Origin of the sequence: Rossellomorea sp. YZS02 (assembly GCF_033963925.1) — a bacterium.
Classification (GTDB): Bacteria; Bacillota; Bacilli; order Bacillales; family Bacillaceae_B; genus Rossellomorea.
Window position 1 is genome coordinate 71,019 of record NZ_JAXBLY010000019.1, and the last position, 24,397, is coordinate 95,415.

Genomic DNA, 24,397 nt, shown 5'->3' on the forward strand with positions numbered 1-24,397 from the left:
ATATTACTAATTTTGGTATGATTATGATTAAATTTTACAGGGGGAATCAAGATGATCAGACAGCTTACAGAAAAAGATCACGATAGTTGCCAGCAGCTTATTCAACAACAACCTGCTGAGAATTTATTCATCATCGGGGACATTGAAGCCTTCGGATATGAGCAGGATTTCCAGAGAATCTGGGGCGATTTCGATGATGAAGGAAACTTAAGGGGGATCCTCCTTAAGTACCGGGAAAACTTCATTCCGTTTTCCATGGGGGAATTCGATGCGGAAGGGTTCGCCGCTATTATCAACGGGACGGAAGACTACAGCATCGTTTCAGGTTTGAAACGAATTGTCACTGAAGTTGAACCCTACTTATCAAGGAAGATCGATTCGAAGAGACATATGTATTATGCCAAATGCGACAGTACCTCGGCCATGGATGACCACGATCTGCCCCATGTGAAAGAGGCCAATTTCGATGATTTACCGAAGCTTGTAGAGCTGTTGAACGCTATCCCTGAGTTCAGCGGAGGAAGTTTTACAGTGGAGAAAAGAAAGCACGGGATGGAAAAAGGGGTTGCCCGCAGCTACTTCGTGGAACAGGATGGACAGTTTGTTTCTTCCGCGTCCACTACGGCGGAAAATAGCATGTCCGCCATGATCGTCGCTGTATGCACCCACCCCCAGTATAAGAAAAAGGGATATGCCACAGAGTGCATGACGAAGCTTTGCCGTGACGTTCTAAACGAAGGAAAAGAGCTTTGCCTTTTCTATGATAATCCTGAAGCAGGAAAGATATATAAACGGATTGGATTTAAGGATATTGGTTACTGGTCAATGTATAAATTCTAAATAAAAAAAAGTGGATTCCTAAAAATAGGAGTCCACTTTTACTTATGCGGCCACTTTCCGACTCTGGATCAATTTTGCCTGAACCAAACGCTTTCTTACCGTAATACCTATCCAGCTTGCCAGGAACGCTTTGATCAGACCGACTACGATAAACGGATAAACTCCCGCTGCCATCGCCTGATTCCAGCCCAGGTCCGCTACAAATTTCAGTTGAATGGTCCCCAGGATCAATGTAATGATCATCCCAACCGTATTGGCGATCATCGCCATCGGAATGGTGAACTTCGTTTTTTCAAGAATATAACCTGTAAAGAAAGCCGCTACGATAAAGCCAAAAATATAGCCGCCGGTCGGACCGACAAGCACTTGCGCACCCCCGCTGAACCCTGCGAACACGGGTACCCCGACAGCACCTAGTGCCGCATAACAAATCAGCGACAATGCCCCATATCTGCTTCCAAGGATCGTAGCCGTGATTCCGACTGCCAGTGTTTGCCCGCTGATGGGAACGAGTGGCAATGGTATTTCAATCTGTGCGAAGATCCCCGTCATCGCTGCAAAGATCGCACAGTGGATGATCATCCTCAGTTTTTCTCCATTCATGTGTGAATCCCCCTTGTGTATGTAAACTCTATATAAGTATAAGTTAACACATATCACGTGTATTGGGGAAGAAAATTTTCATCTGTTGAGTAGACCCAAGGTTCTCTATTACTGGGGAGCATATATATTACATACCTTCTCACTTGCCATAAGCTTCACCTCAGATTTTAAAGATATTCTCCCCTTCTCCAACTCATCTTCTCTCTTATCACTGATCATATATAGGCAAGTATGCTGAGGGTATCGCTCATTGTATACCTGTATAATTCTCCCGATGGCTACGTAGGACATTTGTTGCTCCTTTCATGATGTTCATTCTATGACGCATGTTCTTACTCATTCTTCACGAGAAGTTCTGAACGGACATGCTTCGCTGATTCCACCATCACTTTTAGGGATGAAATGGTTTCAGCAATTCCCCTGGTTTTCAAACCACAATCAGGATTAATCCAAAACTGTGTAGGATTCAACACTTTTAAAGAACGCTTAATATGCTTGATGATTTCCTCACTCTCAGGTATCCGGGGACTGTGAATATCATACACACCCAAGCCTATCCCTTTGTCGTATATGCTTTCCTCAAAAATGTTGATCAGTTGACCATGACTCCTCGACGTCTCGATTGAGATGACATCTGCATCAAGTTCACTGATGGCTTCCATGATATCTTCAAAATCGGCATAACACATATGGGTATGAATTTGCGTTTCATCCCGAACTGACGAAGTGGCTAACTTAAATGAATGAACAGCAGCTTGTAAATAGTCATCCCACCGTTCCTTCTTCAATGGTAATCCCTCTCTGAGAGCGGGTTCATCAACCTGGATCATCCGAATTCCCTGTTCTTCAAGTGATTCAATTTCTTTGCAGAGAGAGCAGGCAATCTGGTTAGCTACTGTGTTGCGTGATAGATCCTCCCTCACGAATGACCAGTTCAGAATGGTGATCGGCCCTGTTAACATCCCTTTAACCGGCTTTTTGGTTAGCGACTGGGCATATACCGTCTCATCCACTGTCATCGGTTGTATAAATTTCACATCTCTATATATGATTGGCGGCTTCACACATCGCGATCCATAGGACTGGACCCATCCGAATCTTGTGAACTGAAAGCCCTCCAATTTTCCGCCGAAAAATTCGACCATATCCGTCCGTTCAAACTCACCGTGTACCAACACATCCAATCCGACTTCTTCCTGGATGGTGATCCACCGTTTTATTTCTCCACGAATGAATTCCCGATATGCGTCGTCACCAATCTCACCCTTACGCCACTTCAATCTCTGTCTCCTTACCTCACTGGTCTGAGGAAAGCTCCCGATTGTAGTAGTGGGAAGAAGGGGGAGCTCGGATTGTACCTTTCGGCGAATGGAATAGGGGGACAACCTCCTGACAGTCAATCGGTTTTCTTCATATGCTTCTCTGCTGCTACCGACTGATTCATGCCGGGCAGCGATGGATTTCACACTTCCATCCAACTCCTTCTGTAAGATCCCCGTTTCTTTCCCGATCGCTTTCGCAAGAATGACCACCTCCTTCAATTTCTCATCAGCAAAAGACAAGCGTTCTCTAAGGGTTTGATCCAAAGCATCTTCCCTCCGCACGGTCACCGGTACGTGAAGCAAGCTGGAGGATGGTTGAATGATTAATTGGTCCTTCGATACTAGATCAGTCAATGAAGATACAAATGAATGGGCGTCAACAAGATTCCTTCTCCAAATATTCCTGCCGTCCACCACCCCGGCAGCGAGTATCTTATCTGCAGGGAACCCGTTCCTTCTGATGGCATCCAAATTCTCTCCCCGATCATGAATAAAATCCATTCCTATCCCGTCCACAGGTATGGCCATCACCTCTTGATAATGCTCCAATCGATCGAAATAGGTTTGAAGAATAACCTTCACATGGGGAGCAGATTGCTTTAATACCCCATAGACCTCTTTAAAGCGTTCCACCTCCTGTCTGGAGATGGAGGTACATAAGATCGGCTCGTCCATTTGCACCCATTCTACTCCCTCCTCCTGTAATTCCTTTAAGACTCTGGCGTATAGAGGGACCAATTTTTCCACAAGTGCGTTTCCATCCCCATCATCATACCCTTTAGACAATTTCACAAATGTGAATGGCCCAATGATCACAGGCTTCCCCTTGATACCAAGCTTTTCTTTCGCTTCTCGGTAAAAAGCCAGCGGTCGATTTTCCACCAGCTTAGGTTCCGAGCCGGAAAATTCCGGGACGATATAATGATAGTTGGTATTAAACCATTTCGTCATTTCCGATGCTGGGGAATCCTTCGTCCCCCTTGCAATATCAAAATACGTATCGAGAGGTACTTTCCCACCTTGATAGTCAAATCTTTCCGGAACGACTCCAAACATCACGGCAGTATCCAGTACATGATCATAAAGCGAGAAGTCCCCAAGGGGAATCAAATCCACTCCCTGATCCCTCTGTTTCTTCACATGCGCGAGACGTATAACTTCCATTTGTTTTTGGAACGTCTCTTCGTCCACCTTATTGGACCAATATTTCTCCAATACCTTTTTCCATTCACGATTTTCCCCTATTCTCGGATACCCTAAATTCGAACTCATGACCTTACTCAAATAACACACTCCCCATCTTTTCAGAATTGTGATTATAGCCCCAACAAAAAAATCTCTCTTTCAAAAGAAAGAGAGATTCATACGCATACTTAACTAGAGTCGAGACCAATCGGTATTCTCAACACGCATTCCTCACCCCTCTCTATATCCCCGTAGAGCATAAGTGCATACAACAGGCAGGTCTCCTGACTCAGGATCGTCGCTTCTTACCCCTTCCCATTTCGGATGAAATAGTGGTTAAATGATAAGTTGCTCCCCTATACAGTGGCGGGACCGCGCCGGATTTTCACCGGTCTTCCCTCTTAGCTGAGTAAAACTCAGCACCTATTGCATTTGTCTATTCAATTGTCCTTTTACCAGATAACGAAAAGCCCTCTCCATCAATGAAAGAGAGGGCTTCATATTTAGTGGAATCCCCTCTTATTTTCCAAAGCCAAGGCTTTGCAGGAATTAGCACCTTTTCAATAAAAATTGAACGGTTGCCGGGTTTCACAGGGCCAGTCCCTCCACCTCTCTACATAAGAGTTTTATGCTTATATTTTTACTATTCGGAAATTAGTACTTATCGTAGCACGGGAACAATTGACTGTCAAAAGAAAATTTCATCCTTTTTCAATCTCCTTAATAGTACGTACTTTCTGCATAATGGCACTTGATGCAATTCCGTGAGGCGGGAGTTTCATAAAAGACATGTTTGCACCTGGCCTGGATGCCCTTCACTTCTTTCTCAAGGTCCATGATCCTTTGGTGCAGAATCAGCATTTCTTTCTGCAACAAAAGTATATGAGAACCTTGATTACCGGTAGAGGTTGGATCCATTTTCAACAAACTCCTTCGCCTTTTCTTTCAACCCTTTGTCCCTCTCAAACTGTGACTCTACAGTACTGCCCTTCATCCCCCTGATATCATGTGAGATTCTCATAGAACAAAACTTGGGTCCGCACATGGAACAGAAGTGGGCGGTCTTTGCCCCTTCGGCAGGGAGGGTTTCATCATGATACTCCCTTGCCCGTTCAGGATCCAGGGAGAGATTGAATTGATCATTCCATCTAAACTCGAATCGTGCTTTGGAAAGGGCGTTGTCCCTTATGCGTGCACCTGGATGCCCCTTCGCTAAATCAGCTGCATGGGCGGCAATCTTGTATGCAATGACGCCTTCCCGGACATCGTCTTTATTCGGAAGCCCGAGATGTTCCTTTGGTGTTACATAACAGAGCATCGCCGTCCCGAACCAGCCGATCATCGCAGCCCCAATGGCAGAAGTGATATGATCGTATCCTGGTGCAATATCTGTCGTTAATGGTCCCAATGTATAGAAAGGGGCTTCATGACAGATTTCCATTTGCTTATCCACGTTTTCTTTAATCATATGCATCGGGACATGACCAGGCCCTTCAATCATCACCTGGACATCATGCCTCCAAGCGATTTTCGTTAACTCGCCCAGTGTTTCAAGCTCAGCAAATTGGGCTTCGTCATTGGCATCTGCGATCGACCCCGGTCTTAATCCATCCCCTAGTGAAATCGAAATATCATAAGCCTCTGCAATTTCACAAATTTCTTCAAAATGGGTATAAAGAAAGTTCTCCTTATGATGGGCCAGACACCACTGTGCCATGATCGAACCTCCCCGTGACACGATACCTGTGGTACGATCAACGGTTAAATGAATATATCTCAACAATACCCCGGAATGGATGGTAAAGTAATCAACACCCTGCTCTGCCTGCTCGATCAGCGTATCCCGGTACACCTCCCACGTAAGATCTTCTGCTATCCCGTTTACCTTTTCCAGAGCTTGATAGATCGGTACAGTACCTACAGGGACGGGAGAGTTCCGAATCACCCACTCACGTGTAGTATGAATGTCTTTCCCTGTCGATAAGTCCATGATGGTATCTGCGCCCCACCTGGTTGCCCATGTCATTTTCTCCACTTCTTCTTCAATCGAGGATGATACAGCAGAATTGCCGATATTCGCATTGATCTTCACATGGAAGTGTCGGCCGATGATCATGGGCTCACATTCAGGATGATTGATATTAGAAGGTATGATTGCCCTTCCGCTTGCCACCTCATCTCTTACAAAAGCCGGATCCACATTTTCCCGGATTGAGATGAACTCCATTTCTGGTGTAATGATTCCTTTCTTTGCGTAGTGCATTTGAGTGATGTTACCACCCTTTTTTGCCCGTAAAGGATTTCGGTTTGCATGAGGGAACCATTTCAGCCCGGCACCGGGGTCTTTACTTCTATAACCGTTATCTTCCGGAACGACTTCACGTCCTTCGTAGACTTCCACGTCTCCTCGTTCCATAATCCATTTCTTCCGCACCGAAGGCAATCCTTTATTGATATCCACACGATATTGTGGATCTGTATACGGCCCACTCGTATCGTAAACACAAACAGGAGCATTCTCTTCTTCCCCAAAGGCTGCCTTCGTCTTACTCTGTTCAATTTCTCTCATCGGAACGTTTATGTCCGGCCGTGATCCTCTGACGTACACTTTTTTACTGTTTGTAAATTGAGATTTTAACTCGATTGCCATCTACCTTCTCCTCCTTGTGATTGGGTCCGGAAGGTTACCTCGTCAGGCAGTTCACTTATCCTTAAGTGAAAATGAAGACACAAAAAAGGGTCCTGAATGATCAGAACCCGACATGTCAAAAAGTAGTAAGCGCCTTAAATAAAAACATTTGGCACTTCTCCACTACTTCCCTCCGCTGGTATCATCCAGATCAGGTTCAAAGGGTCAAAGAACTCCTGCGTTCTTCTCTCAGTCCAAGCTTGTATCGGACTCCCCCAGTAGAAATAAGAATATTCAGTTGTTACATACTATTTTTACCATACCGGAATTCCGTTTCATATAGGTTGAAAGAATCAATTCAGGACATGATCACTTTTTTGAATGCTGCTACTTTTTCCTGGTCTATTGCCCTATCGTATCTTCCCTGGTGGCGTACACCTGACCCTACATGGTATTCCTTCGCATGTAGCACACTGTGTATTTCGTCGATGTTATCAAGCGTTAACCCTGAACCGGGCATGATAAGAGGTCCGCCAGCCTTCTCTACTTTTATCATGCTTTTAATGTTTTCGAGCCCTTCTCTCACCACGGATCTACCTCCTGATGTAAGAATCCTCTCTACTGCCAGTTCCGATCGATGTATTTCTTTACAAAGGACTACCGGATCCAAAGCCTCGTCGATTGCCCTGTGAAATGTGATCGATTGCCCATCCGCGGCTTGAACAATTTCCTTTAACGCATTCACATCCAGTTTTCCCTCATGTGTTAGAGCACCAAATACGATCCCCTCACCACCGATTTCCTTAATGGTCCGAACCTGGTCTGCCATGACTTTAACCTCGTCCATGGAATACCGAAAGGATGAGGAATGCAGACGGATCATGATCTGAACAGGAATAGAGACTGCTTCCAATACCTTTTCTATGACATGGTACCCTGGTGTCAATCCTCCCGTATGTATGGCGGATACTAATTCAAGACGATCTGCTCCGGAAGCTTCTGCTGCCCTTGCATCTTCTTCATTTAAGACAATGATTTCAAGTTTACTCATGGTGTCCTCCAATCATTCATTATTTCCTTTACTGTACCACATAAGGAAAATCAACCCCTTCAAAAAAAAAAAGAAACATGTTCACGTACAAGCCTGAATATCTTTTGAATATGTGCATTATGGTGAAGGAGGAGAAATATGAAGCGTCTGATTGTCTTGCTATTATGCGTATTTGTATTGAGTGCATGCGGGGAGAAAAAGCCTGCATCCTATGAGTTATGCGGATATGGGGATATGATGGTGGTGAACGACAAGGAATATGTGAAGGTATCCGTAGAGAAGAAGCTGACCCTAAATGAAAAGATCGGTTCCATCAAAGAAAAGATCGAAACCAAGTATCATCCAGTGAATGACTTTACGGCAAATACATTGGCAAAAGGGACACCCATTTATAGTGTGAAAGATCATAAGAATTATCTTATCGCTCAAACGAAGGATAACCGTTATCTGTTGTATGAGGAAATCAAATAAAACGAGTGGCTGCCTGCAGCCACTCGTTTTATTTAATTTGTCCTGTTCAGGGAGATCAACCGGTAGAAGATCGTCGTGACCCCATCCTTCCACTCCATCTTCTCAATTGTTCCGAAACCAATCGGATCACTGTGTTTCGACTTTCTCACATCAATGGGGATATGCATCGGAAATAGACGATATCCAGATTTTTGAAGGTGAAAGAGATTCCCTTCTTTTCTTTCTTCTTTCCCTTTTGTCACGATCATCGTGTTAAGTTCTAAGCCCATGCCCATTTTGTATGACCTCAATCCTTTTTAATCTCATCATACACCACTGACTATTGGTCCTTCATCCAGGAACAGAGCAGGGAAACGATCTGTTGGTTCTTTCGGGGCGGAAAATAGTGGGTGAACTCTTTGTAATAATGGGACGTGACCGGTTTCCCGAGTTCCTTCAATCTTTTTTCTAATCTATATGCATGCTCCACGGAAACGTTCTGGTCTTTTTCACCATGAATGATCAAAACCGGTGCCTCTAACTTCTGGAGTGAATAAAGGGGGGTTCGCCATTCATACCTTTCAGGAACTTTATTGGGGCTCCCCCCGATCACTCTCTTCATCATCCTGCGGAGATCCTTTCGCTCCTCATATGTAAGGAACATATCAGACACGCCCCCCCACGTGACCACGGACGTCACCTCCGTGTACTCGATACCCGTCATGAGGGCCATGACACCACCCCTGGAAAAGCCGAATACATGGATCCGATTCCGGGTTGTTCGTGGATGGTTCTTAAGCAATTCCACTCCGGAAAGAGCATCTTCCCGGTCATCCCCGGCAAAGTCTTCATTCCCCTCTCCCCCTAGATTTCCTCTGTAATAGGGAGCAAAGACGATAAATCCGTGTGAGGCGAACTGGGCGATCCGTGCGGGTCTCACCATTCCGACCCCTTTGATCCCCCCTCTTAAATATAAGAAAGCATCATACTTCCCCTTCAGGACAGGTTCCGCGAGCAGCCCCTTCACCCTGAGCCCAGAGGATATATAAGTGACTTCAAACAACACCACATGTGGATTAGGTGATGGAAACAATACTTTTTGTATAACACTTCCGTCTTTCATATTCTCTTCCTTTCAAAACGTGCACTGGGTAATCACACATTTTTCGTACTTTACATAGAATACTTTAGCTAATTGAAATAGGCAAAGTCCCAAAAAGCTTTATGATCATCCTACCCTATTGCCTTATAGATAAAACTAGGCGACAACTGCACTCATCCCAACTATCGATCACCCTTAATAAGTAAAGGAGGAAGATTAAATTGAGAAAATGGCTTCAAACCGGTTTAGGTATACTCCTCATTCTCACGTTGACGATCGGCTTGACCGCATGCGGAGAAAAAGAAGAAGCAGTTCAAAAGGTCCGGGTGGCAGAAGTGACCCGCTCGATCTTCTACGCACCTGAATATGTCGCAATTGAAAAAGGGTTTTTCAAAGACGAGGGGCTCGACATTGAACTGACCACCACGTGGGGCGGGGATAAAACCATGACCACATTATTATCCGGCGGTGCGGATGTCGCTTTGGTCGGCTCTGAAACGTCCATCTATGTCCATGCACAAGGGTCCGATGATCCCGTCATCAACTTTGCACAATTGACCCAAACAGACGGAACGTTTCTTGTCTCAAGGGAAAAGGTAGAGAACTTTGAATGGGATCAGCTGAAGGGTTCTACCTTCCTAGGTCAGCGTAAAGGCGGAATGCCGCAAATGGTCGGTGAGTTCGTGTTAAAGAATCACGACATCGATCCTCAAAACGATTTAAATCTCATCCAGAACATCGATTTTGCCAATATAGCCAACGCCTTCGCATCCGATACAGGAGATTATGTCCAATTATTCGAACCGACAGCTTCCATCTTTGAACAAGAAGGCAAAGGACATATCGTCGCTTCCTTTGGAACGGAATCCGGACACGTGCCATACACGACCTTCATGTCCAAGGACAGCTATATGAAAGAAAACAAAGAGGCCGTAGAAAAGTTTACAAAAGCCTTATACAAAGCGCAGCAATGGGTGGAAGAAAATTCAGCAGCCGACATCGCCAAAGTGATCGAACCTTATTTTGAAGATACGGAACTGGACCTGATTGAAACCGTTGTGGACCGCTATAAATCACAAGGTTCCTATGCGACGGATCCTATCCTGGACGAAGAAGAGTGGAATAATCTCCAAACCATCATGGATGAAGCAGGAGAACTCCCTCAAACAGTCGACCATAAGACGCTTGTAAACACATCCATCGCTGAAAAAGCGGCAAAGTAATATCCGGGGGCTGACTTCAAACGTCAGCCCTTCCCTTGTAAAAAAAGAAAAACGGAGGCTTGCCACAGTGAATTTTCTAAAAATTGATACTGTCCACCACACCTATTTTTCACCGAAAACCGCGACCCATGCCCTCAGAGATATCACATTACAAGTAGAAGAAGGTGAATTCGTCTCTTTCATCGGTCCATCGGGATGCGGCAAAACGACTTTACTTTCCATCGTCGCAGGACTCATTAAGCCGACGGAAGGAACGGTAACATTATTGAATAAGCCCATAAGAACGATGAAAAAGAAACTGGGCTATATGCTGCAGCAGGATTATCTGTTTCCCTGGAAAACAATCGAAGAGAATATATTGTTGGGGTTGACCATCATGGGCACCCTGACTGAGGAAAAGCGAAGAGAGGCTCACTCGCTATTGAACGAAATGGGGCTTGAAGGAGTGGGATCATCCTATCCCAGGGAACTCTCTGGAGGGATGAGACAGCGGGTCGCGCTGATCCGTACACTGATCACCGAACCTCAGCTGCTTCTCCTGGATGAACCCTTCTCCGCCCTTGATTATCAAACGAAATTAAAATTGGAGGACCTGGTGTTTTCCACCTTGAAATCTTTCGGTAAAACAGCCATCCTCGTCACCCATGATATCGGGGAAGCCATCTCCATGAGTGACAGAATCATCTTATTCGGGACGAAACCGGGTCATATCCACACCATTTTCGAAGTACCTGTACAATTAAAAGAATTGATGCCCTTTGAAGTCAGGAACCATGCAGCATACCCGGAATTTTTCCAATCCATATGGAAGGAGCTTGAAAAACTTGAATCACGAACACATTAAACAAAAGCATCGGGAATATATTCTATCACTGAAAAAAGAACAGCGATGGGTTTGGTTTTATCAAGCCCTCATATTCACCGTGTTTTTCTCATTATGGGAAATAGCCAGTCGCAACAGCTGGGTGGATCCCCTCATCTTCAGTTCACCTTCAAAAATATGGAAATTATTCGTTGTAAAGGTGGGAGACGGGAGCCTTTTAGCCAATCTGTCTGTGACCCTTGGGGAAACCGTCATTGGATTCATCCTAGGAACCCTTCTTGGTACCATGCTTGCCGCCTTATTATGGTGGTCACCTTTTCTCTCAAAAGTACTGGATCCGTATCTCGTGATCCTGAACGCCATGCCCAAGGTGGCACTCGGCCCGATATTGATCGTGGGACTCGGACCGGGCTTCACCTCGATCATCGCAATGGGGACCGTCATTTCTGTCATCATCACCACCATCGTCGTGTATACATCCTTTCGGGAAGTTGATCCCAATTACTTAAAGGTGATGCAGACCTTCGGGGCGAAAAGGGGACAGATGTTCAAAGAGGTCATTCTTCCCGCCTCCTTCCCTACGATCATTTCAACATTAAAAGTCAATGTAGGGCTGTCTTGGGTAGGGGTCATCGTAGGTGAGTTCCTTGTTTCCGCCAAAGGTCTTGGCTATATGATCATCTACGGCTTCCAGGTCTTTAACTTCACCCTTGTCCTGCTCTCACTTCTCGTGATTGCCGTATTCGCAACGATTATGTATAAACTGGTAGAGATGCTTGAGAAGAAATGGATCAAATCGTAACATCGAGATCAGCCAACCTGTCTACTGCCAGCTCCACCACTTGATCCTTCATGATAAAGCTAAAAGAAGGATCATCCTGAATTTCGTTAAAATTCCCTCTCCAAAGGACCGATCCATCCGTCTCCATATAATCGTCTTTGGGGATGAGCTCTTCTGCCTCAGCGAAGTATATCGTTTTAACAAACGGTGGGTCATCATAGACCTTATATTCTCCAATGAATACCAGTTCCCTGATGATCCCGCCCGTCTCTTCATACGTTTCTCGTTTCGCAGCATCCGTTAGGGTCTCCCCCTCTTCCCGCTTTCCGCCGGGAAACTCAAGGCCCCTCTTCTTATGCCGGGTCAACAGCCAATGACCATCATAGCGGCACAGCACAAGGACGTGATTGGACGCCTCTCGAAACCGTCCTTTCTCAAACGACATCTCCACTTTCTTTCCGTTTTCATCTACAAACCGTTCCACCTGACTTCCCCCCATGCGTACGTTCTTTCCTCCATCTAACCATAAATAAAAAGCGTTGGTCCACAGAAATCACTTCTGAACCAACACTTTTCGTCCTTACTCGCTGTTTTCATGAGGATGATCATTCAGGATGCCGATACTTTCAATGAACTTCTTCACCTCTTCATCCCCGAGTCGATGCAGCATGCCGTACACCTGCTGCAGATTTTCATCATAGGCATCATTCTCCCGGTCAAAATGATATTGAACATACGGGACATGAGCCCTGTAGAAATTCTGCCAATCGACGGAATGATTGGAATCGAACACTTCCCGAAGCTGGGTGATTTCTTCATCCGTTGCAGATATTTTGAAATTCCATTCGGAATCAGTCGAGCTTCTTGAGATTTCTCCTGTCGCTACTTCTATATAATAATCGTGACGTTCTTCGCTCATCTTCCCACTCCTTCAATGTACTTACCCTTCATTTTCCTCAATTGACGGAATTCTATTCACTTCGATTTTTTCTTCAATACTTCAACCGCTCTCTTTAAAAATTCCGGAACAGGAACTCCCGCCCGACCGACATTCTCAATGATCGAAATCATTTCATTACATAAATAAAAAATAATCGTGGCATTACGAATAAAGTGTTGATTTGTTAGTATAGTATCAATAAGGTGGGCAACCGTGACGAGGGAAAAAATCAGCACTTTCCTGCCGATCCCTTTCACTCCGAATTTACTGGACAGCTTCCCTTCTATACCACTCGCAATCAACCCTGTTACATAATCGAGGGTCACGGCAATCAACAGAAATGTGATCAGCATGTCCCACTCACCGAATAGGTTAAGAATAATGGCACTAAGACCCGACCCAACGAACAGCGTACTTTTCTCCAAATAAAGCATCTCCTTTTCCTAATGGTTGGTATGAATTTGACAATCCTTTCCTCGGTATCTGAACAACTGGCTGATTAAATCAAAAACATCCCGGAACACCTTCCCATGGTTAAAAAGGACGGTAACGGGTAAAGGCAAATAAGAGTTGTCCTAGCATAATATGTAGAGAAATTCATAAACGTTCATGTTAAAATGAAACGAAAGGGAGGTGAAGCGCATGAAGTTGATCGAAGAGATTTATGAAATGTACCGTGGAAGAATCAAAGGTACCGACGAAGACTTAGACCTCATTGCCCTTACAATCTTAGAAGATACATCCAGGAACGAATTATTAGAACTCATACAGGAAATGGAAACAGAAGAATTACAATACTTCTTCCGCCTATACATATTCGAAACATTGAAAGAAAAATGGTCCAATAGTGAGGAAAGGGTAAGACTCGAGAAGAAAAGTCTTCATTAAGAAATGCTCCGGAGCTGGACAATAAAAAAAGGCGTTGCTCCGATTACCCGGAGGAACGCCTTTTTTTTCATCCTTTTACATCCACTGCATGTCCTTTACTTGGATGCGGAGCGGGCTGCATATCCTTCATCATCACCGTGACTTGTGCCGCTTGAGTGGCCATCTGGCTCTTCAGCAAATTCATACTGAGCGTCCTTTGAAGCTCAGCAACCTGTTTCCCCATCATAGAAGAGATTTCCATGGGAACTTCCCCCTCGCTTCGACTGTTAAGAATGGTGCATACTAAAATCTATTCATTCCTTATATTCAGAATAACAAACATCCATTGGAAATCATAGGAAATGACATAATATTGTTATTTTTACTCCATGAACGCTGGAACGTTCTATGGTAAAATAGTGAAAAAAAAGGGGGTTGCATGATGTCAGTGACTCTTGTTCTGATTATTGCGGTTGTCATTTGTATTCTGGTGATTTTCTTAAGTGCCCTAACGACTTCCAAAGCCTATACAACCGTTAAGCATACAGTCGATCCACTTGAAAATAATCCTCACCTTGAAAAGATGAAACAAGAAGAAGAGGAAAAGAAAGAATAAACATAAAGAAATCCACCGGCTCCCGGTGGATTTTCTTGTTTTTATGCAAATACTTGTTTCAATTCTTCTTTGCTTTGGCTGAGCCAGAAACGCATGAGTTTCTTGGCACCTTCTAAATCATGCAGCTTCGCCTGCCCGCACTGTTTTTCATTTGCTGCCGGGATTTCTTCGATTTCTACCGCTTCTTCCATGGTAGCATTCAACAGGTCGATGATTTCTTCTACTTTCGGCTCCCCGCTTACGACTAAATAGTAGCCCGTTTGGCAGCCCATCGGTGAAATATCAATGATATCAAAATGAGCATATGGCTCAGCATATTTACGGATCGTGAAGGCTAATAAATGCTCTAGTGTATGAATGGAATCAGGCTTCATCGCTTGCTTGTTCGGCTGACAGAAACGGATATCAAACTTATTCACAAGTCCGTCGCTTCCTACTTTATGCACACCGCAATGTCTGACATATGGTGCTTTCACTGCATTATGATCTAATTCAAAGCTTTCTACTGAAGGCATTAAAAAATCACTCCCATTTAGTTTCTACTTCATAGTATAACGTAAATTCATAGTTATTTCATCAACTTAATCTGAATTAGGTAAAAAACCAGTTTTTCCACTCCTATCCACCATCTTCTAAATGCCAATCCCTTTCAATACCCGTACAGGTTCTGATATAGTAAAAGAAAATCTCTTTTAGGAGACGGATTATGAAAAGGGTTTTATTATTACTGTTCAAGTTCTACCAGCGCGTCATCTCTCCCCTTAAGCCTCCTACATGCCGGTTTTACCCTACATGTTCCCATTACGGGGTCGAGGCAGTAAGCCGTTTCGGTGCACTCAAAGGCGGCTGGCTGACGATCAAGAGGATTGTCAAATGTCACCCATTCCATCCCGGGGGCATCGATCACGTGCCGGAACAATGGCCAAGCAAGGAAAAAGAAGACTGATTCAGACTAGCTCCAACTCGGGAGGTAGTCTTTTTTAATAAAATCGTCCCATTTATCTTGCTTATTCCCCATATCGGTAGTAAAATAACCTTTGTGCTAAATCGTAATCATTACAGTTATGAAACAAAACCGTTAAAAGGAGGCTTCCTCTTGAACTATATTCGCATGAGTTTGCTATTATTATTGATTCTCGTCTTGTCTGCTTGTGGAACCGATTCCGCCCAGGATGGGGACAAAAAGAAAGATACACTAGAGGTATACACGACGGTCTATCCACTGGAGGACTTCACGAAAAAAATCGGCGGGAAGTATGTGGAGGTTGAAAGCATCTATCCTCCCGGTGCGGATGAACATACCTTTGAACCTTCCCAGAAAGATATGATGAAGATGGCTGATGGAGATGTTTTCTTCTACGTCGGAATGGGTCTTGAAGGATTTGTTGAAAAGTCTAAATCATTACTGGAAAATGAAGACGTTGAAGTAGTAGCGGCAAGTAAAGGAATCGAAGTTCATCACGAAAACAATGATGAGGATGGCCACGATCATGAAGATGGGCATAACCATGATGTGAATCCCCACATTTGGTTAGATCCCGTTTATTCGAAAGAAATGGCAAAGAACATCGCCGACACTCTTTCAAAAAAAATGCCCGAGCATAAAGATGAATTCCAAGCGAATCTTGAAACGGTGAACAGTGATTTAGACGAACTGAACACTGAGTTCAAAAGCATGGCGGACAATGCGCCCAAGAAAACCTTCTACGTTTCCCACGCAGCCTACAGCTATTGGGAAGAACGTTACGGACTCCATCAGGAAGCCATCGCCGGGTTGAATTCAGCAGACGAACCGTCCCAGCAGGAGTTGAAGAAAATCATAGAAAAAGGGAAAAGCGACAATGTCCAATACATCCTTTTTGAACAAAACGTCTCTTCACGCCTGACAGAAGTCGTCCAAAATGAATTGGGAACAAAATCACTCACTCTTCACAACTTATCCGTCCTCACAGCAGAAGATCGCAAAAAGGATGAGGATTATTTTTCTTTGATGAAGAGGAATATTGATACACTGAAACAAGCATTACAGTAGAGCAGCCTCCGGGGCTGCTTTTTTTTTCTGGATGAGATGCGGTGCCATGGCAGACCCACTAATTTAAAAAACAGGTTATATTATCGACTTCGCCATTTGACTCCCTAAATACAATCCATTTCTCCTAAAATCATGAATATTATTTTCCATTAAGTGGACAATAAGGAAATGTTAAAGACTAGTAAGGGAGATTTGAGAATGGATGAATTAGTAATTGCTCGTTCCATGTTTGGGGTTACAATGGGGTTTCATATCATTTTTGCCACACTTGGAGTGGGTATACCGTTAATGATCCTTGTTGCAGAAATCATGTTTCAACGGACCAATGACCTTGATTATTCCGTGATGGCGAAGCGCTGGACCAAGGCGTTCGCAGTCTTGTTAGGAGTGGGCATCCCGACTGGGACAATCGCCGGTGTGCAGCTGTCACTCCTTTGGCCGGGATTCATGGAGGTCATCGGGCGCGTCATGGCCCTGCCGTTTCAAATTGAAATCTACGCCTTCTTTGTGGAAGCGTTATTTATGTCCATTTATGTGTATGCAGCGAATCGGATCGCTCCTTGGATGCGGATTGTGAGCCTGGTGCTTGTTGCAATCGGCGGCCTGGCTTCTGCCGTTCTGATTACCAATGTACACGCCTTTGAAGGGACGCCGGCCGGATTTGAAATCATCAATGGGGAAATCACCAATGTGGATCCTTGGAAAGCATTCTTTAATCCAAGCTTCTTCGTGACGGCCGGACACGTGGCATTATCTGCTTATGTAGCGGGCTCCTTTACGATTGCGACCGTATCGGCCTTTAAAATGCTTCGATCTTCTTTCGGTTCGAGAATCTATGCTTTTCATCGAAAGTCGCTCATGATTTGCTTATTGGTCGGTGGGGTCTTCGCCTTTCTCACAGCGATCAATGGACATGAATCCGCACAAAAGCTCCATGAGTATCAGCCTGAGAAATTGGCTGCGGCGGAGGGATTATTTGAAACCCAGACTCATGCTCCACTTTCCATCGGTGGATTCACCGATCCTGTTACAAAAGAAGTAAAGTGGGGGATTGAAGTTCCATGGGCCCTCAGTTTCCTGGCCGGGAACAGCTTTGATACAGAGGTAATCGGGTTGAATGACTTCCCTGAAGAATACTGGCCACCCCTATTCGTTCATACTCTATTTAACGCAATGGTTGGGATTGGATCACTGCTCATTCTTCTTTCCCTCGTCGCCTACGTGTGGAACAAGCTACTGAAAAAGGACCGTTTCCCGAAATGGCTGATGTGGGCATTCGTGGCTGGTGGGCCTTTGTCGATCCTTTCCATCGAGTTTGGATGGATCTTCGCCTGCACTGGCCGACAACCATGGACGATTTACCGCATCCTGAGTACGGAAGATTCGGTTACCACTTCAGGTAACCTAGGGACTCTTTTCATTCTCTTCGTCTCAGTATATGCGATTTTGGCCGTTTCCGTCGTTCTGGTACTCCTGTATTACTTTAAGCGGAATCCTCCTGAAAAGGATATTAACAAAGCGGAATCAAATCAGAAGGATATTCCCCTGTCAACTTAAACAGCAGGAATTGGAGGTGAAGATATGACACAAGCTTTGATTGCCATCACAATCCTTTGGGGATTCGTCTTTATCTATGCCGTCATGGCAACAATGGACTTCGGTGCCGGTTTCTGGTCAATGATCTATATCAACCATGACAAAACGAAAGCAACGAATATTGCCAATCGGTATCTGTCTCCTACCTGGGAGGTTACGAACACATTCATCGTCGCCTTAGTTGTCGCCGTATACAGCATGTTCCCTGGTGCTGCCTATTCTTTAGGAACGGTATTACTCGTTCCGGGAAGCTTGATTCTATTGCTTCTGGCCCTGAGGAGTGCCTTTCTTGTATTCTCCCATGTGGCGGATGATTACAGGAAGCCGCTCACTTACGTAACGGGGATCACCGGCTTGTTGATCCCGGGCCTCCTTATCAGTGTTCTGCCTATCTCTCACGGACCTTATATCGATTTCGAAGACGGCCAGACCCTTCTCCTAGGGAAACTGTTCAGTAGTCCCCATGAATATGCTTTCTTCGGGTTCGCCGTCGCAAGTACATTGTTTCTGTCATCCCTGCTTCTTGCCGATTACTCGAAAGCTTCAAAAGAATTCGAAGCATTCAAGGTGTATAGGCGTGACGCTCTGATCATTGGTCCCATTTCGGTTGTCATGGCCTTCCTCATCATGTTCACCATGAAAAATGAGGCAGGATGGATGTATGACAAGATGATGGAAGACCTGCCTATCTTACTGATTTCCCTTCTCGGATTCCTCGTTGCGGGAGGTGCTTTGTTCCTCCCTACGAATAAAGAGGGAATGAAAGGGATGCCGCGGGTCGCGGTCATTGCCGTAACCTTTCAATATGTTTTGGCAAGTTATGTATACGGTAAAGCACACTTGCCCTATATCATCTATCCAGAAGTGACGATTCAGTCGGGATTTACAGATCCCAATTCATTTAAGGCCGTCTTCATCACCTATATCGTCGGGTTCATCATCCTGTTCCCGGGGTTTGTCTACTTCTGGAGCTTATTCATGAACGACAAACGGTACTTGAGGCAAAAAAGTGAGTGAGAACGCTCCGGGACTCCCGGAGCGTTTTTTTATTCCACCACATCAGGTATATTAGTTGCCTACCACTCTCCATCACTTTACACTTACCTTAGAACCAATTGAAAGGATGATTAAAATGGCACAACCGATCAATGGCAAAACGGCTTATATTACAGGTGCAGCGAGGGGAATCGGAAAAGCGACGGCATTGGAGTTTGCCCGGGAAGGCGTCCATGTCGGGTTGATCGCCCGTACAGAAAGCACTCTTAAAAAAGTGGCGGATGAAGCGAGATCGCTTGGCGTGAAAGCGAGTGTGGCTGTTGCGGATATTTCCGATATGGACCAGGTCAATCAAGCAGTCGCGAAACTCAGTAAAGAATTGGGACCTGCCGACATCTTGATCAATAATGCCGGTATCGGAACGTACGGATCATTTCTTGAAATCGATCCCCAGGATTGGAAACGGACCTTTGAGGTGAATGTATTCGTAACATATTATGTCACCCGTGCCGTCCTGCCCCAATTGATCGAGAAAGACCGTGGGGATATCATCAATATTTCATCAAGCAGCGGATTGAAAGGGACAGCAGGGAGCACAGCGTATAGTGGGTCCAAATTTGCCATCCAAGGGATGACAGAAGCACTCATGCAGGAAGTCCGAAAACATAATATCCGTGTCATGACCTTGAACCCAAGCCTGGTGGCGACGGATCTGACTTTTGATCACGTGGATGAAGCTGACAAGGAGAAATACATGCAGCCGGAGGACCTGGCGGAGCATATGGTATCACAACTGAAGCTCCACCCGAGAATCTTCATCAAGCAGTCTCTTCAATGGGCGACAAACCCTTTTTAGACGGAATAAACATCTTAGAGGGACTTAAGGATACTGTTCCCTTTTAAGGTGCTTTTTTTAAACATGACATTTGTATATAAAAAAGTAAAACTCGCCGTAGTCATGTGGGCGAGTTTTTTTCATCATTATTAGAATGCTAGTGATGCGGAAATAAGGTGTCTTGTCGTTTATATAAAAAATCAGCAAACGGAAAATAAGCGGAGATTCTCCTGTTAAAGTCTGAACGAAACTTGTTCTGAGGGTGAATAAGCGGAGATTTTCCGCTTAGGCACTGAAAAATCATCCATTTTTTGTATTTTCGAGTCAATAGGCGGAATCTTTCCCCCTATTTCAGTCATTTTTTATAATAATTAACTCATTAAGCGGAATTTCTCCGTCTATTGATCTGCCTTGGTCCTTAACCTGGTCTCCCACCCCAAACAAAAGTGCGACCCCTCTTAAACCCAGATTCTGTGATCAGCAGCTTCTTACCTGTGCTGATCAACAAGAATCATATTGCCGTCTGGGTCTTTAATCGTAAAGCTGGCTGGTCCCTCGCTCGATTCATCCGCTTCAGACAGCATGGCAATCCCTTTTTCTTTCAGCTGCTTCTGTAAATCCCGCACATCCGTAAAGGAATCGAGCTCTTCTGCATTCTGGTTCCAGCCCGGATTATAGGTCAGGATGTTGTTTTCGAACATACCCTGAAATAACCCGATGATGCAACTTTCATTTTTCATTATTAACCAATTCTGACTGAGATCTCCACCCATGACTTCAAAGCCAAGTTTCTCATAAAAGGATTTAGATACAGTAATATCCTTTACGCTTAAACTTACAGAAAATGCACCTAGTTTCATAGTTCCTCCTCTAAGACTTTTTCTTTAAGTATATATGGACAGGATTGGGAAAACAATCAATCAGACGAAAATGTCTCCTTCCTCAAAGTCACTGAATTCAAACGCTTTCGATTTAATTCCACGCCGATTCCCGCACCATCCAACCTTTTCACCACACCATTTTCCACCACGATCGGGGAAGTGATAATATCCTCCTCCCAATACTTCGAGGAAGATGAAATATCACCGGGAATGGAGAAGCCTTTCAATGTGGCCAGAGCCAGATTATGGGCACGAGAAACTCCAAATTCGATCATCCCACCGCACCATACCTTAATATGATGCTCCTGGCACAGCCGGTAAATTTCGAGGGCACTCGAATATCCACCTACTCTGCCAAGCTTGATGTTGACCACTCCACAGCTTCCTAAATGAATCGCACTCTTCATATTGTGAGGGGTAATGATGCTTTCATCAAGGCAGATGGGGGTGGTGATCTCCTTTTGCAATAAAGAGTGTTCGACCAGATCGTCTATTCCCAGAGGCTGCTCAATCATCTCCAAATCATATTCGTCCAATGCCTGGAGTTGCGCTTTGTCTTCGAGAGAATACGCAGAATTGGCATCGGCTAAGAGGGAAAGTGCTGGAAAATGCCTTCGCAATTCTTTGACAATCTCTACATCTGCCAATGGTGAGATCTTCAGCTTTATTCGTTGATACCCTTCTTCCACCAGCTCTTCCGTCTGCTTGACCATCATTTGAGCGTTGTCGGCACCGACAACAGCTCCCGCCAGGATTTCTTCTCGTACACCGCCTATCAAATTCCACAGAGGCATTTGTTGCCGCCTGGCATAAAGATCCCATATTGCCATTTCAAGTGCGGCCTTTGCCATGGCATTTCCTCGAACGGCTTCGAACCGCTTCCCGATCTCTTCAGGATGATGGAACGATTTGCTGTTTACAAGGGGAATCAACACATCCTTTAGGATATGGTAGGATGTTTTCACTGTTTCTTCTGTATACCATGGAGTAGAAAAGGCGACACCTTCCCCAAGTCCCCGCAGTCCTTCATCATCCTCGACTTCGACAATGATCCCTTCCCGTTCATCAACGGTTTGGAGATGGGTCACAAACGGTTTCTTTAAAGGCATTGAAATGACATTCAGGGTGATGGACCTAATCTTCATCTGTAACCATTCCTTTTTCCCACTGATCTCTGAGCACTCTTCTCAGCAGTTTATTTGAAGCATTCCGTGGCAGTTCATCCATAAAGATGATTTTTTTCGGACATTTATAAGACGCAAGATTCTTTTTACAGTGCTCTAAGATTTCTTCTTTTGGAAGATGATTCTTTCTCACAATAAAGGCACAGGGAATCTGCCCCCATTCGTCACTTGTGATTCCTGTCACTCCTGCATCCTCCACGCCTTTACAGCCTAACAGTACACTTTCTATTTCTGCAGGGTACACATTTTCCCCACCTGAAATTATCAAATCTGATCGCCGGTCCAATACAAATAAGAATCCTTCTTCATCCACGTACCCGATATCCCCCGTATGAAACCAGCCGGAATCAAAGCTTTTAGCGTTCGCTTCCTCTCTCCGGTAATAACCGCTGGTCACATTCGGTCCTTTCACAAGGATCTCCCCTTCTTGATTCTCATGGGCTTTCCCATTCTTGCCCAGGATCATTAATTCAGAAGGAAAGAGTGGCTTTCCGGCAGACCCCAGCTTTGAAAAACTGTATTCAGGTGATAACGTCACGATCTGAGAAGCCGTTTCCGTCATCCCATACGTTTGAAAGACGGGTACACCTTTTTCTTTACACTCCTTCAGTAATGGAAGTGGCGCGGGTCCGCCGCCGAGCAGCATACAGCGGAAATTCGGGTGATAGGTCCTGTCGTCCAAGTCTTTCATCAGACGCGTGAGCATATTACTGACAACAGACATAATCGTAACATCTCCCGATATCAATTCCCGATTGATTCCTTCCACATCAAAGCTTTCAAACAGGCGTACATTCATCCCATATATGACGCTTCTCATCAGGATTGAATATCCGCTGATATGAAAAAGGGGCACGGAACAAAGCCATGTATCATTTTCATTTATACCGAGATTCAACGAAGAACCAATGGCACTCCACCAGTGATTTCCGTACGATTGTAAAACCCCTTTAGGAGCTCCCGTCGTGCCCGACGTGTACATGACCGAGCATGCTTGGTCTAAATGAAAATGATCCTTCACCTCAAAACGTGTGGGTGATGTATTGAATAAGCGAGAGAAGGAAATCCCGTCAACGTCATCTCCTAAAAAAGAAAGCTTTCCCTCAAACTCATCATCATACAGAACCGTTGATAACGCCATATCTCTGATTTGGAAAGACAATTCATTTTCACTTAATTTATTGTTCAATAAGACAGTCGTGAAACCAAGCTGTTGGATGGCGTGAACAAGCAACACAGATTCCACTTTATTCTTAATCATGAGACCCACAAACGGATGCGATGATGATTGAACGATCGTTTGCAGCTGTTCGGCAATGGAAATGGCTTTCATCCATAATTCTTTGAATGTGTATTCAACATCACCATTACTTAACGCCATCCGGTCAGGGGTTAAAAATGCTCTTTGTTTCAGCCAGTTGGGCAATTGCTGTGTTGTCATCCTGTCTAGTCCATTCCTTTCTTGTTGGTTCAATTGAATGAATTTGTTATTTTTTCATGTATGGTTGGTTGTTTGTTGCGGCACTTTTTTGAAACTCGTGCCACTTCCCGCTAAACCATCATCTAAAAAAAAGCCCGATGAATCCATATCAGATTCATCAGGCCGCCTCAAATCAAGGGAAACGAGGGAATTGTCCGAAGTCCGGCTTACGCTTTTCTTTGAATGCGTCACGGCCTTCTTTCGCTTCTTCCGTCGTGTAGTATAGAAGGGTAGCGTCACCTGCAAGTTGCTGCAGTCCTGCCAGTCCATCTGTATCTGCGTTGAATGAAGCTTTTAGGAAACGAAGGGCAGTCGGACTCTTTTCAAGCATTTCTGAAGCCCACTGAACCGTTTCTGCTTCAAGCTGCTCGTATGGAACCACTGTATTGACAAGGCCCATTTCAAGCGCTTCCTGTGCGTTGTACTGACGGCACAGGTACCAGATTTCTTTCGCTTTCTTGTGACCGACGATGCGTGCAAGGTATCCTGCACCGTATCCTGCGTCAAAGCTTCCTACTTTAGGACCTGTTTGTCCGAAGATCGCATTATCAGCAGCAATCGTAATATCACAAACGACATGAAGGACGTGCCCTCCACCGATCGCGTAACCTGCTACCATTGCGATGACAGGTTTCGGAATCACACGGATCAGACGCTGAAGGTCCAATACGTTCAAGCGAGGAATTTCATCTTCCCCGACATATCCGCCGTGCCCGCGGACACGTTGGTCTCCACCTGAACAGAATGCTTTTTCACCCGCACCTGTTAAAACGATGACACCGACTTTGGAATCGTCGCGTGCATAAGCAAATGCATCGATTAATTCCATAACCGTTTTAGGACGGAATGCGTTACGTACTTCTGGTCGATTGATCGTAATCTTAGCGATCCCATTGTAAGTTTCGTACAAAATATCTTCGTAGTTTCTTTCTGAAACCCATTCAAAAGCCATTTAGTTGTT

27 protein-coding genes and 3 riboswitches are annotated in these 24,397 nt (G+C 44.8%); of the genes, 12 read left to right on the forward strand and 15 right to left on the reverse strand.

Annotation, left to right across the window (positions count from 1 at the left end; translation table 11 throughout):
• The first annotated feature begins 51 nt into the window (after nt 1-51).
• Nucleotides 52-840, forward strand: a complete 789-nt coding sequence (locus tag SLH55_RS17680; protein ID WP_219170535.1) for a GNAT family N-acetyltransferase — start codon at nt 52-54, stop codon at nt 838-840.
• A gap of 42 nt (nt 841-882) precedes the next feature.
• Here the strand turns inward: SLH55_RS17680 and SLH55_RS17685 are convergent, their stop codons facing one another.
• The 4 genes from SLH55_RS17685 to SLH55_RS17700 all read right to left on the reverse strand — a co-directional run bounded on the left by SLH55_RS17685 (nt 883) and on the right by SLH55_RS17700 (nt 7,630).
• Nucleotides 883-1,443, reverse strand: coding sequence for a biotin transporter BioY (locus SLH55_RS17685; protein WP_320324145.1), 561 nt, complete (start codon nt 1,441-1,443; stop codon nt 883-885).
• 332 nt (nt 1,444-1,775) lie between these two features.
• Nucleotides 1,776-4,049: a 5-methyltetrahydropteroyltriglutamate--homocysteine S-methyltransferase gene (gene metE, locus SLH55_RS17690; protein WP_307514256.1), complete on the reverse strand. Its 2,274-nt coding sequence runs from the start codon at nt 4,047-4,049 to the stop codon at nt 1,776-1,778.
• Between the two features lie 157 nt (nt 4,050-4,206).
• A riboswitch (cobalamin riboswitch) is annotated at nt 4,207-4,392 on the reverse strand.
• 74 nt (nt 4,393-4,466) lie between these two features.
• Nucleotides 4,467-4,574, reverse strand: a riboswitch (SAM riboswitch).
• A gap of 271 nt (nt 4,575-4,845) precedes the next feature.
• Entirely contained in the window at nt 4,846-6,600 is a 1,755-nt protein-coding gene (thiC, locus tag SLH55_RS17695) for a phosphomethylpyrimidine synthase ThiC (protein ID WP_219170540.1), read from the reverse strand.
• A 150-nt stretch (nt 6,601-6,750) separates the two neighbouring features.
• Nucleotides 6,751-6,866, reverse strand: a riboswitch (TPP riboswitch).
• A gap of 71 nt (nt 6,867-6,937) precedes the next feature.
• Nucleotides 6,938-7,630, reverse strand: a complete 693-nt coding sequence (locus tag SLH55_RS17700) for a copper homeostasis protein CutC (protein WP_219170541.1) — start codon at nt 7,628-7,630, stop codon at nt 6,938-6,940.
• A 138-nt stretch (nt 7,631-7,768) separates the two neighbouring features.
• Between SLH55_RS17700 and SLH55_RS17705 the strand changes: the two genes are divergently transcribed.
• A complete protein-coding gene (locus SLH55_RS17705; RefSeq protein ID WP_219170542.1) occupies nt 7,769-8,101 on the forward strand; it encodes a hypothetical protein in 333 nt (110 codons plus the stop codon).
• Between the two features lie 32 nt (nt 8,102-8,133).
• On the opposite strand, the gene SLH55_RS17710 is transcribed toward SLH55_RS17705, so the two are convergent.
• On the reverse strand, nt 8,134-8,376 hold the full coding sequence (locus SLH55_RS17710) for a DUF2584 domain-containing protein (RefSeq protein ID WP_219170544.1): 243 nt from the start codon (nt 8,374-8,376) through the stop codon (nt 8,134-8,136).
• 44 nt (nt 8,377-8,420) lie between these two features.
• Nucleotides 8,421-9,203 carry an alpha/beta hydrolase family protein gene (locus tag SLH55_RS17715; RefSeq protein WP_219170545.1) on the reverse strand — a complete coding sequence of 261 codons (783 nt, stop codon included), beginning with the start codon at nt 9,201-9,203 and terminating at the stop codon, nt 8,421-8,423.
• A 230-nt stretch (nt 9,204-9,433) separates the two neighbouring features.
• On the opposite strand from SLH55_RS17715, the gene SLH55_RS17720 reads away from it, so the two are divergent.
• The 3 genes from SLH55_RS17720 to SLH55_RS17730 all read left to right on the forward strand — a co-directional run bounded on the left by SLH55_RS17720 (nt 9,434) and on the right by SLH55_RS17730 (nt 12,030).
• Nucleotides 9,434-10,405 carry an ABC transporter substrate-binding protein gene (locus SLH55_RS17720; protein WP_413787116.1) on the forward strand — a complete coding sequence of 324 codons (972 nt, stop codon included), beginning with the start codon at nt 9,434-9,436 and terminating at the stop codon, nt 10,403-10,405.
• Between the two features lie 67 nt (nt 10,406-10,472).
• On the forward strand, nt 10,473-11,249 hold the full coding sequence (locus SLH55_RS17725; RefSeq protein ID WP_226673638.1) for an ABC transporter ATP-binding protein: 777 nt from the start codon (nt 10,473-10,475) through the stop codon (nt 11,247-11,249).
• On the forward strand, nt 11,230-12,030 hold the full coding sequence (locus SLH55_RS17730) for an ABC transporter permease (protein ID WP_320324146.1): 801 nt from the start codon (nt 11,230-11,232) through the stop codon (nt 12,028-12,030). Before SLH55_RS17725 ends, SLH55_RS17730 begins: the two co-directional genes overlap by 20 nt.
• Here SLH55_RS17730 and ytkD read toward each other — a convergent pair.
• The 3 genes from ytkD to SLH55_RS17745 all read right to left on the reverse strand — a co-directional run bounded on the left by ytkD (nt 12,020) and on the right by SLH55_RS17745 (nt 13,374).
• On the reverse strand, nt 12,020-12,493 hold the full coding sequence (ytkD, locus tag SLH55_RS17735; RefSeq protein WP_308807588.1) for an RNA deprotection pyrophosphohydrolase: 474 nt from the start codon (nt 12,491-12,493) through the stop codon (nt 12,020-12,022). The two genes, SLH55_RS17730 and ytkD, sit on opposite strands and share 11 nt — an antisense overlap.
• A 96-nt stretch (nt 12,494-12,589) precedes the next feature.
• A complete protein-coding gene (locus SLH55_RS17740) occupies nt 12,590-12,928 on the reverse strand; it encodes a hydrolase (protein WP_206851787.1) in 339 nt (112 codons plus the stop codon).
• A 56-nt stretch (nt 12,929-12,984) separates the two neighbouring features.
• Complete coding sequence (locus SLH55_RS17745) at nt 12,985-13,374, reverse strand: holin family protein (protein WP_257475215.1); 390 nt, start codon at nt 13,372-13,374, stop codon at nt 12,985-12,987.
• A gap of 217 nt (nt 13,375-13,591) precedes the next feature.
• Between SLH55_RS17745 and SLH55_RS17750 the strand changes: the two genes are divergently transcribed.
• A complete protein-coding gene (locus SLH55_RS17750; RefSeq protein WP_044340349.1) occupies nt 13,592-13,837 on the forward strand; it encodes a DUF6154 family protein in 246 nt (81 codons plus the stop codon).
• Between the two features lie 67 nt (nt 13,838-13,904).
• Here the strand turns inward: SLH55_RS17750 and SLH55_RS17755 are convergent, their stop codons facing one another.
• Nucleotides 13,905-14,078, reverse strand: coding sequence for a hypothetical protein (locus tag SLH55_RS17755; protein WP_219170555.1), 174 nt, complete (start codon nt 14,076-14,078; stop codon nt 13,905-13,907).
• A 180-nt stretch (nt 14,079-14,258) separates the two neighbouring features.
• Between SLH55_RS17755 and ytzI the strand changes: the two genes are divergently transcribed.
• A complete protein-coding gene (ytzI, locus tag SLH55_RS17760; RefSeq protein ID WP_320324147.1) occupies nt 14,259-14,432 on the forward strand; it encodes a YtzI protein in 174 nt (57 codons plus the stop codon).
• Nucleotides 14,433-14,473: 41 nt separating this feature from the next.
• Here the strand turns inward: ytzI and SLH55_RS17765 are convergent, their stop codons facing one another.
• Nucleotides 14,474-14,947 carry an S-ribosylhomocysteine lyase gene (locus SLH55_RS17765; protein ID WP_219170557.1) on the reverse strand — a complete coding sequence of 158 codons (474 nt, stop codon included), beginning with the start codon at nt 14,945-14,947 and terminating at the stop codon, nt 14,474-14,476.
• A 191-nt stretch (nt 14,948-15,138) separates the two neighbouring features.
• Between SLH55_RS17765 and yidD the strand changes: the two genes are divergently transcribed.
• From yidD to SLH55_RS17790, 5 genes are all read left to right on the forward strand, one after another.
• A complete protein-coding gene (gene yidD / locus SLH55_RS17770; protein WP_219170559.1) occupies nt 15,139-15,378 on the forward strand; it encodes a membrane protein insertion efficiency factor YidD in 240 nt (79 codons plus the stop codon).
• A gap of 150 nt (nt 15,379-15,528) precedes the next feature.
• Nucleotides 15,529-16,464, forward strand: coding sequence for a metal ABC transporter substrate-binding protein (locus SLH55_RS17775; protein ID WP_320324148.1), 936 nt, complete (start codon nt 15,529-15,531; stop codon nt 16,462-16,464).
• A gap of 198 nt (nt 16,465-16,662) precedes the next feature.
• Nucleotides 16,663-18,021: a cytochrome ubiquinol oxidase subunit I gene (locus tag SLH55_RS17780; RefSeq protein WP_219170561.1), complete on the forward strand. Its 1,359-nt coding sequence runs from the start codon at nt 16,663-16,665 to the stop codon at nt 18,019-18,021.
• Between the two features lie 24 nt (nt 18,022-18,045).
• The gene (locus SLH55_RS17785; RefSeq protein ID WP_320324149.1) at nt 18,046-19,077 is read left to right on the forward strand and encodes a cytochrome d ubiquinol oxidase subunit II; all 1,032 of its coding nucleotides are present in this window, start codon (nt 18,046-18,048) and stop codon (nt 19,075-19,077) included.
• Between the two features lie 115 nt (nt 19,078-19,192).
• Nucleotides 19,193-19,912, forward strand: coding sequence for a 3-ketoacyl-ACP reductase (locus tag SLH55_RS17790; protein WP_320324150.1), 720 nt, complete (start codon nt 19,193-19,195; stop codon nt 19,910-19,912).
• A gap of 467 nt (nt 19,913-20,379) precedes the next feature.
• On the opposite strand, the gene SLH55_RS17795 is transcribed toward SLH55_RS17790, so the two are convergent.
• From SLH55_RS17795 to menB, 4 genes are all read right to left on the reverse strand, one after another.
• Nucleotides 20,380-20,751: a VOC family protein gene (locus tag SLH55_RS17795; protein WP_320324151.1), complete on the reverse strand. Its 372-nt coding sequence runs from the start codon at nt 20,749-20,751 to the stop codon at nt 20,380-20,382.
• Nucleotides 20,752-20,807: 56 nt separating this feature from the next.
• Nucleotides 20,808-21,917 carry an o-succinylbenzoate synthase gene (gene menC, locus SLH55_RS17800; protein WP_219170569.1) on the reverse strand — a complete coding sequence of 370 codons (1,110 nt, stop codon included), beginning with the start codon at nt 21,915-21,917 and terminating at the stop codon, nt 20,808-20,810.
• Nucleotides 21,907-23,397 carry an o-succinylbenzoate--CoA ligase gene (locus SLH55_RS17805; protein ID WP_320324152.1) on the reverse strand — a complete coding sequence of 497 codons (1,491 nt, stop codon included), beginning with the start codon at nt 23,395-23,397 and terminating at the stop codon, nt 21,907-21,909. The genes menC and SLH55_RS17805 overlap by 11 nt, the downstream gene beginning before the upstream one ends.
• A gap of 172 nt (nt 23,398-23,569) precedes the next feature.
• Nucleotides 23,570-24,388, reverse strand: coding sequence for a 1,4-dihydroxy-2-naphthoyl-CoA synthase (gene menB / locus SLH55_RS17810; RefSeq protein ID WP_044340358.1), 819 nt, complete (start codon nt 24,386-24,388; stop codon nt 23,570-23,572).
• Nucleotides 24,389-24,397: the final 9 nt, after the last annotated feature.

Coding starts and splice junctions, on each gene's coding strand:
- SLH55_RS17680 (WP_219170535.1), top strand. CDS start 52: ATGATCAGACAGCTTACAGAAAAAGATCACGATAGTTGCCAGCAGCTT.
- SLH55_RS17685 (WP_320324145.1), bottom strand. CDS start 1,443: ATGAATGGAGAAAAACTGAGGATGATCATCCACTGTGCGATCTTTGCA.
- thiC (WP_219170540.1), bottom strand. CDS start 6,600: ATGGCAATCGAGTTAAAATCTCAATTTACAAACAGTAAAAAAGTGTAC.
- SLH55_RS17700 (WP_219170541.1), bottom strand. CDS start 7,630: ATGAGTAAACTTGAAATCATTGTCTTAAATGAAGAAGATGCAAGGGCA.
- SLH55_RS17705 (WP_219170542.1), top strand. CDS start 7,769: ATGAAGCGTCTGATTGTCTTGCTATTATGCGTATTTGTATTGAGTGCA.
- SLH55_RS17710 (WP_219170544.1), bottom strand. CDS start 8,376: ATGGGCATGGGCTTAGAACTTAACACGATGATCGTGACAAAAGGGAAA.
- SLH55_RS17715 (WP_219170545.1), bottom strand. CDS start 9,203: ATGAAAGACGGAAGTGTTATACAAAAAGTATTGTTTCCATCACCTAAT.
- SLH55_RS17740 (WP_206851787.1), bottom strand. CDS start 12,928: ATGAGCGAAGAACGTCACGATTATTATATAGAAGTAGCGACAGGAGAA.
- SLH55_RS17750 (WP_044340349.1), top strand. CDS start 13,592: ATGAAGTTGATCGAAGAGATTTATGAAATGTACCGTGGAAGAATCAAA.
- SLH55_RS17755 (WP_219170555.1), bottom strand. CDS start 14,078: ATGGAAATCTCTTCTATGATGGGGAAACAGGTTGCTGAGCTTCAAAGG.
- ytzI (WP_320324147.1), top strand. CDS start 14,259: ATGTCAGTGACTCTTGTTCTGATTATTGCGGTTGTCATTTGTATTCTG.
- SLH55_RS17765 (WP_219170557.1), bottom strand. CDS start 14,947: ATGCCTTCAGTAGAAAGCTTTGAATTAGATCATAATGCAGTGAAAGCA.
- yidD (WP_219170559.1), top strand. CDS start 15,139: ATGAAAAGGGTTTTATTATTACTGTTCAAGTTCTACCAGCGCGTCATC.
- SLH55_RS17780 (WP_219170561.1), top strand. CDS start 16,663: ATGGATGAATTAGTAATTGCTCGTTCCATGTTTGGGGTTACAATGGGG.
- SLH55_RS17785 (WP_320324149.1), top strand. CDS start 18,046: ATGACACAAGCTTTGATTGCCATCACAATCCTTTGGGGATTCGTCTTT.
- SLH55_RS17790 (WP_320324150.1), top strand. CDS start 19,193: ATGGCACAACCGATCAATGGCAAAACGGCTTATATTACAGGTGCAGCG.
- SLH55_RS17795 (WP_320324151.1), bottom strand. CDS start 20,751: ATGAAACTAGGTGCATTTTCTGTAAGTTTAAGCGTAAAGGATATTACT.
- menC (WP_219170569.1), bottom strand. CDS start 21,917: ATGAAGATTAGGTCCATCACCCTGAATGTCATTTCAATGCCTTTAAAG.
- SLH55_RS17805 (WP_320324152.1), bottom strand. CDS start 23,397: ATGACAACACAGCAATTGCCCAACTGGCTGAAACAAAGAGCATTTTTA.
- menB (WP_044340358.1), bottom strand. CDS start 24,388: ATGGCTTTTGAATGGGTTTCAGAAAGAAACTACGAAGATATTTTGTAC.